The sequence below is a fragment of the Actinoplanes sp. NPDC051633 genome (assembly GCF_040681735.1).
Lineage (GTDB): Bacteria > Actinomycetota > Actinomycetes > Mycobacteriales > Micromonosporaceae > Actinoplanes.
The window spans coordinates 1-1,320 of the sequence record NZ_JBFAZH010001652.1 but is presented as its reverse complement, the minus strand read 5'-3'; the positions used below and the strand labels follow the sequence as shown (position 1 = coordinate 1,320).

Here is a 1,320-nt window from a genome sequence, read left to right as displayed (position 1 = left end):
TACCGGCCGTGTACGGCAGCCTGACACAGTCGTCCCATGTGGACTCGTGGGATACCCGGCCTGATCGCCGTACTGCTCATCGCCGCCTGCGCCGACAGCCCTGGCGCTGCGCCGCCAACCACCCAGCCATCCACCCAGCCGTCCGCACAGCCATCCGCGCCGCCGGCCACATCGCCGCCGGCGGCGCCGTCCGTCCCGGCGACCCCGTCGACCGCCCCGCCGGCATCGGACGCCACGGCCGCCGACGGCACCCGCCTGGCCGCCTGCGCCGACGGCACCTGCGAGGTGGCGGTGTCCCGGCCGGCCCGGATCAAGCTGCGCACCGGAACGCTCAGGGTGATCAGAGTCGTCGCGGACGACGAGGTGGAGATCAAGATGTCGCTGCGCAACGGCGGCGGCGGCTCGGGCACCCTGCGAGGCACCTGCGGGACGATCTCCTACTTCTTCGCCGGCGGGGGGCGGGGCGAGTTCTGCGCCGACGCGACGGCCGCGCCGAAGCAGCCGCGGCCCGCTCGCGGCGAGGTCGCACTCCAGCTGGCCGGCTGGACCGCCGACGGCGCCGCCGTCCTACGGGTGGTGACGCGCTGAGAGCAACGCCGCTAACGGCCGGTGTGCAGCGCCCGTTGCTTCAGGCCTCCCGGCGAAGCGTGAAGCCGACGACGGCCGGGCCGTCCGGCGCCTGCGACGGGATCCTCGTCAGATCGGGCACGGGCGTGCCGTCGGCGGGCCGGGCCGAGGCGGCGTCCACGGACGGCGGCGCGCTCAGCGTGTCACCGTCCACAATGCGTAGACGGTGTCTCCGGCCCGGGTCCACCGCACCCACGGATCGTCCGACGTCCGGCGTACGGGTTGTGCCGGAACCAGATCGCGTCGTCGATCCCGGAGGCCGTCAGCCGATCCGCGGGTGCTCGGCGAAGAAGTCCCACAGCAGGTCGGTCGCCACGATCGGCGCGTCCGGGGCGGCCATCTGCCCGTCCTCCGCTCCGGGCCACGAGTGTCCCATGTCGGTGACGACGTACACCTCGAGATCCGACCCGTCCGCACAGCGGGCGCTGGACCGCTTGACCGTCTTGGAGCCGGTCGGAGGGGTCTTGACGGGTTCGCACGTCAGCCGCTCACGCCACTTGGTCAGGCCGGCCTGGAAGATCTCGTAGTACTGGTCCTGGGCGCCGATGATGGTCAGCACGGAGACCGGCTTCTTCGGCTCGTAGTCGGCGGCCTCCACCCGGGGACCACCGAATCCGCCGCTCACCGCCCCGATCGCGGCGAACACGCCGGTCGCCTCGACCGCGGCCCGGAAGCTCATGTCGGCGCCGTTGG

Annotated in this window: 2 protein-coding genes and 1 pseudogene; 1 reads left to right on the top strand and 2 read right to left on the bottom strand. The window is 73.2% G+C overall.

Annotated elements, in window-relative coordinates:
- Positions 1 to 36 precede the first annotated feature (36 nt).
- A complete protein-coding gene (locus tag AB0M20_RS43995) occupies positions 37 to 588 on the top strand; it encodes a hypothetical protein (RefSeq protein WP_364307487.1) in 552 nt (183 codons plus the stop codon).
- 40 nt (positions 589 to 628) lie between these two features.
- Here the strand turns inward: AB0M20_RS43995 and AB0M20_RS43990 are convergent, their stop codons facing one another.
- Both AB0M20_RS43990 and AB0M20_RS43985 read right to left on the bottom strand, forming a co-directional pair.
- Complete coding sequence (locus AB0M20_RS43990; protein ID WP_364307486.1) at positions 629 to 781, bottom strand: hypothetical protein; 153 nt, start codon at positions 779 to 781, stop codon at positions 629 to 631.
- Between the two features lie 108 nt (positions 782 to 889).
- Positions 890 to 1,320 (bottom strand): annotated as a pseudogene (locus tag AB0M20_RS43985) (polyhydroxybutyrate depolymerase); the annotation flags it as partial.